Raw genomic sequence first — 5,870 nt, forward strand, 5'->3', positions numbered from 1 at the left:
AGGCGCCGGCGACGTCCACGTGGTCCGGGTCCGCATTGTACTTCTCGACCACCTGCAGGGCCACGCCGGCGAGCAGCGCGGGCTCGCCGGCGTAGCGGTGCTGTTCGCGCGGGTCAGCCGAGTTCCAGCAGTTGATCGCGCTGCAGAACATCCGTTGCGTCGGATAGACGACGATGAAACCCTCTCGGTCGGCCAAGCCGTTGAACTGCGTCGTGGACTTCATCGAGTTCCACCCGTACCCGGACATCCCACACCCGTGAATCGCCATGATCACCGGCAGCTGGGTCGTGCCGTCGTGCTGCGGCGGAAGGTGAACCTGGTACCGCTGAGAACCGGCGTCGCTTATGTACCTGTGATTGCGGTCTCCCCCCTCCTTCCACCAGGGAAGGCCGAACTGGAAGACCGCGATACCGACACCGACACCGACCGCGACCACGAACACCAGCCCGACACCGGAGACGATCCAGGGCCATCGCCGGCGACGACACCGGTCAGCCCACGGCCGACCAGACTCGAGTGCCTGGTCCAGGGCGCTCACTCAGTCACGGTCCCGCGTCGCCGATGGCGTCATCTCCCGGTGCAACCTTGTGGTAGGTGTTGACATGGATGACGTCCTTCCATGTCGCGCCGACCGTGGCGAGCGTGCGCTCCACGTTGTCGAATGCCTGGATGATCTCGTCTTCCAGCGAGTCAGGGATGGCCAGGTCGTCATCCACCCCGGCCTGGCCCGAGGTCTCGACCCGGTCGCCGACGCGGACGGCTCCGCTGTAGCCAGAAGCCTCGTGTAGCTTCTCGCCGTAGCCCGGAACGATTCCGAAGGTGACGGTGCTCATAATGCTCCCTCGTCCTGCCCGCCCGCGCCGAGAAACGTGCGCAGCGCGGCGTTGACGTCGTCGGCATGCGTCCAGAGCAGCCCGTGCGGGGCACCCTCGATCTCCACGTACTGCGCCTCGGGCAGGGCTTGGCGGAAACGGCGGGCCGTCGCGTCGATGGGAAGGATGTTGTCAGCGGTGCCGTGCAGGATCAGCGCCGGCTTGCCACTGTTGCGGACCGCCTCGACGTCGGAGCGGAAATCCTCGATCCAGGAGGAGACGACGGCGTAGGCCGCCACCGGAGCGCTGGAGACGGCGACGTTCCAGCTGCCCGTGACTGTCTCCTGGCTGATCCGGCTGCCGAGGTTCTCGTCGAGGTTGTAGAAGTCGGAGAAGAACTGCGTGAACCACGCGTAGCGGTCCCCCTTCGCGGCGGCCTCGATCCCGTCGAAGACCTTCTGTGGCACGCCCTCGGGGTTGTCGTCGCGGGCGACGAGGAAGGGCTCCAGCGAGGCGAGGAACGCGAGCTTCGCGACCCGCTGGTGGCCGTAGCGCGAGACGTAGCGGGCTAGTTCGCCGGTGCCCATCGAGAATCCGACCAGGATGACGTCGCGCAGGTCGAGCGTCTCGAGCAGGGTGTTCAGGTCGGCGGCGAAGGTGTCGTAGTCGTAGCCGGATCCGACCTTCGACGAGCGCCCGAAGCCGCGACGGTCGTAGGTGATGACCCGGTAACCGGCAGCAAGCAGCTCACGTGTCTGACGTTCCCAGCTGTGACCGTTGAGCGGATATCCGTGGATGAGGACAACAGGCTGGCCCTCGCCCTGATCCTCGTAGTACAGCTCGATCGGGGTGCTGTTCTCGTTCCCGACAGTGATGAATCCCATGATCTCTTTCCTTCCTCGTTGATCTGCTGTGCCGGTCAGCGGGCGACGGTGGCCGTGCCGGCGTGGCTCCCCATGGCGAGTGCCATGGAAGTCGTTTCGAACGTGCCCACGTGAGCGGCGTCATCTTCGTGGGTGATGCCATTCGCATGTCGAGACGCTCATCGACGCGGCTCCCAGCGGAAGAGCCGGCGGGCCAGTGCGACGGCGACGACGACCCAGGCCAGGGTGATAGCCAGAAGGGACAGCGAGTCCGCGAGGGGGACGCCGCCGTTCCAGGCGTTGACGACCAGTTCGGTGGCCGAGCCGCCGGGGAGCAGCCGTTTGAGCAGGGTGAGGTCCTCGGTGCCAGTGATCCCGACCCAACTCGCCACGGCGATCACAGACAGGCTCACCGGCAGCGTGGTCACCTGGGCGTGCTCCGGCGAGTTCGTCAATCCCGCGGTGGCCAACGCCAGGCCCACCATCATCGCGATCATCGCCAGGATCGCTACGGCGAGGAGCAAAACATCGGCCGGTTCGGTGGCGACCACGCCGAACACGATCAGGATCACCACCGTCTGGACGATCGCGATGGCGCTGATCGGCAGGATCAGCCCGGTGAGGATGCCGGCGTCGCCCGCCGCGGTGGAGCGTAGCCGTTTGAGGAACAGGTTCTGCCGGCGCGAGGCCAGGGTCGTCACCGCGGTGGTATAGAGGCCGAAGGCCATCACGGTGAACAACACGATCGCCGCGATGTAGCCAAGGCTGGCGTGGTCGGCGAAAATCTCGTGCTGATAGACGAAGTACCCACTGACAGCCACCGGAATGACCAGGCCAGTGACCAGGACCAGCCGGTTCCGGAAGATCTGGATCAGCTCACTGCGAGCGATCGCTAACATGCTCGTGGTTCCTTTCGTGGCGAAATGTCATGGGGTTCAGTCACGGCTGATGGCGCGGAAGACGTCATCGAGGCGGGTCGGGCCGGCCCGCAGTTCCTGTAGCTCCACCCCGGTGTCGTGCGCCCAGCCCAGCAGGCGGTGGAGGTCCTCCTGCAGGCCGAAAGTCTCGACGTGGAAAGCCCCGTTGACACGCGCGATGTCGATCGGCGGCTCGGGAGCGCCGGCCGGAAGGGCGAAGCTAATGACGGACGGCAGGGTCTGCGTCAGCTCGACCACCGTTCCCTCCTGGCGCAACGTGCCTTGGTGCATGAGCCCGATGCGGTCGGCGCGCTGCTGCGCCTCTTCCAGGTAATGGGTGGTCAGCACAATCGTGACTCCCTCTTCGCGCAGCCGGTCCGCCGCGGCCCAGAGCGCGTCGCGCGACTGGACGTCGAGGCCGGTGGTCGGCTCGTCCAGGACAACTAGTTCGGGCTCGCCATAGACCGCGGTGGCGAAGTCGAGACGCCGCTTCTCGCCACCAGACAACTGGGCCACGCGGGTGCCGGCCTTGCCGGTGAGGTCGACGAGGTCCAGCACTCGGTCGACCGTGTCCGATCGTCCGGTGAGCCGGCCGATCAGCCGAGCCGACTCCGTGACGGTGAGATCCGGGGAGAACCCGCTCTCCTGCAGCATGATCCCCATCCTGGGACGGACCACGCGCCGGTCCGTAGGGCTCTCGCCGAACACACGCACCGTTCCCGACGACGCCGTCCGGTGTCCTTCGATGACCTCCAGAGCCGAGGTCTTGCCCGCACCGTTGGTGCCCAGCAGTGCGTACAGCTCCCCTCGCTCGACGCGGAACGAGAGATCCTTCACGGCATGAAAATCGCCGTAACTGACGTTCAGTCTGTCAACGTCGATGACAGCACTGGCGGACATGGCGGTTCCTTTCGCGGTCCGGAGCGGGCGACGGCCCTGCGGGCCAGGGCCGTTCCCGGGCGGATGAGGTCCGGCTCTGGTCCGGGGTGTTGCCGGTCCTGGCCGTGTCTACAGGCTGGCATCGGTGGCGGCACCTTCGCGTCGGTGGAAGCCCCTGATGTCTCCGCCCATCGTCACCGTGCCCAGAGGTGGATGGTCGCTGCCGGGACGCGCCAGACCAGCCCCAGGGTGGCGTGCGTGCCGGCCCGGCATGCGGGCAGCCGGATCGCCGACCCGTCCACGGTTGAGAACCGGCTCTGGCGGGTGCGGTTCGCATCGGTGACAATTACCTATACCTATACCTATACCTAGTACAGTGGCGACGGACTCGGGTGGGAGTGAAACTGGCGAACCTTCTGGGCCGGCGCACGGAGCGCGAAACGGTCACGCAACTGCTCGCGCAGGCGCAGGCGGGGCGCAGCGGGGTGCTTGTGGTGCGCGGGGAACCGGGCATTGGGAAGACGGCGCTGGTGGAGCACGCCCACGACACCGCGACTCCGTTGGGGTTCCGGGTGGAAAGTTCGATTGGGGTGGAGTCCGAGACGCAGTTTGCGTTCGCCGGATTGCACCAGCTGTGCGCTCCGCTGCTGGACCACCTGGACGCGCTGCCCGAACCACAGCAGGCCGCCCTAGCCGTGGCATTCGGACAGCGCACCGGTGCCGCGCCGGACCGGTTCCTGGTCGGGCTGGCCACCCTCAACCTGCTGGCCGAGGTCGCCGAGGAGACACCGCTGCTGTGCCTGGTCGACGATGCGCAGTGGCTCGACCAGGCATCCGCCGAGGTCCTGGCATTCGTGGCGCGGCGAGTGGCGGCCGAGCGGGTTGCACTGGTGTTCGCGCTGCGCGACCATGGCGAAGGCGATGTTCGCCGGTTCTCCGGACTGCCCGAGCTGCGCCTGGATGGGCTCGGCGAGACCGACGCGCGGGCGCTGCTGGCGGCCGCGGTCCCTACACCGCTGGATGACGGGGTGCGCGACCGGATCATCGCCGAGGCGCGCGGCAACCCCCTGGCGCTGTTGGAGCTACCGCGCAGCACGCCGCCTGCGCAGCTGGCCGGCGGATTCGAGCTGCCCGACGCACTCAGCGTGCCACGCCGCATCGAAGACGCCTTCCAACACCGCTCGAGCAGCCTTCCCGCCGCAACACAGCTGCTGCTGCTGGTCGCCGCCGCCGAGCCGACCGGCGAGGTGGCGCTGCTATGGCGCGCGGCCGACCACCTGGGCATCGCCCGCGAGGCGGCGGCACCCGCGGAAGCCGCCGGACTGCTCGAGATCGATACCCGGGTGCGGTTCCGCCATCCGCTGGCACGTTCGGCGGTCTACCAGGCCGCGACGCCGCCGGACCACCGCCGCGTGCACAGCGCACTGGCTGCCGCAACCGATCCGCGGACCTACCCCGACCGGCGCGCCTGGCACCGCGCGCAGTCGATCCAGGGCACCGACGAGGAAGCCGCCGCGGAGCTGGAGCGCTCGGCGGATCGCGCACGCGCCCGCGGAGGGCTGGCCGCGGGTGCAGCGTTCCTGCAGCGCGCGGCGACCCTCACCCCCGATAGCGCTACCCGTGCCCGGCGAGCGCTGGAAGCCGCCCGCGCCAAGCACGACGCCGGAGCGTCCGAAAGCGCGCTGGAACTGCTCACAACGGCGGCCGGGCCGCTAAATCCCCTGCAACGCGCGCGCCTCGACTTGCTTCGAGCCCAGATCGTGTTCCACCTGACACGAGGCACCGAGGTGCCGGGCATGCTGATGGATGCCGCGAAGGCGCTCGCCCCGTTGGACGCCGCGCTGTCCCGCGAGACCTACCTGCATGCGCTGGACGCGGCGATCATCAACGGCGGGGGCGACGCGGTGCGCATCGCCGACGCGGCCCTGGCCGCCCCCGCACCTGGGGTACCGACGCGACCGGTGGACCTGCTCCTCGACGGGCTCGCGACGACCTTGACGAGGGGATACGCGGCAGGAGCGCCCGGGCTACAGCTTGCTCTGGAAGCATTCCGCGACGACCCGCACGGCGGATCTGTGCAGAACAGCCAGAGCGACAGCTGGCTGTGGCTGGCCGGCCGCAACGCGGTTGCGGTCCTCGACGACGATCTGCTCTACGTGCTGGCCAGCCGCAACGTCCAGCTGGCCCGTGAGGCCGGCGCGCTGGCCACGCTCCCCGCCGCGCTGAGCTTCCTGTCCATCACGTCGGTCCTGATGGGCGAGCTCGCCCGCGCCGGCGAGCTGGCTGCCGAGGCCACAGCGATCACACAGGCGACCGGGGGCGTGCCATTGCACCATGCTCACATCATTCTGAGTGCATGGCGTGGCGACCAGGCCGAGACAACCGCGCTCAACGCCACC

5 protein-coding genes and 1 pseudogene are annotated in these 5,870 nt (G+C 68.3%); 1 reads left to right on the plus strand and 5 read right to left on the minus strand.

What is annotated here, in order from left to right:
• The 5 genes and pseudogenes from ELR45_RS29015 to ELR45_RS29035 form a co-directional block, all read right to left on the minus strand.
• Positions 1-538: CE1 family esterase (locus ELR45_RS29015; RefSeq protein ID WP_205857489.1), on the minus strand; the 538-nt coding region annotated here is incomplete at its 3' end.
• 16 nt (positions 539-554) lie between these two features.
• Positions 555-833: pseudogene (locus tag ELR45_RS29020) on the minus strand (Rid family hydrolase); the annotation flags it as partial.
• Entirely contained in the window at positions 830-1,696 is an 867-nt protein-coding gene (locus ELR45_RS29025; protein ID WP_129669416.1) for an alpha/beta fold hydrolase, read from the minus strand. The gene ELR45_RS29025 and the pseudogene ELR45_RS29020, both read right to left, overlap by 4 nt.
• A gap of 158 nt (positions 1,697-1,854) precedes the next feature.
• Complete coding sequence (locus tag ELR45_RS29030) at positions 1,855-2,574, minus strand: ABC transporter permease (protein WP_129669417.1); 720 nt, start codon at positions 2,572-2,574, stop codon at positions 1,855-1,857.
• Between the two features lie 36 nt (positions 2,575-2,610).
• Positions 2,611-3,492, minus strand: a complete 882-nt coding sequence (locus ELR45_RS29035) for an ABC transporter ATP-binding protein (protein ID WP_129669418.1) — start codon at positions 3,490-3,492, stop codon at positions 2,611-2,613.
• Between the two features lie 377 nt (positions 3,493-3,869).
• Here ELR45_RS29035 and ELR45_RS29040 point away from each other — a divergent pair.
• A partial coding sequence (locus ELR45_RS29040) for an ATP-binding protein (RefSeq protein ID WP_205857491.1) occupies positions 3,870-5,870 on the plus strand: 2,001 nt, incomplete at its 3' end.

This window comes from Phytoactinopolyspora endophytica (assembly GCF_004138495.1).
In the GTDB taxonomy this organism is placed as follows: domain Bacteria; phylum Actinomycetota; class Actinomycetes; order Jiangellales; family Jiangellaceae; genus Phytoactinopolyspora; species Phytoactinopolyspora endophytica.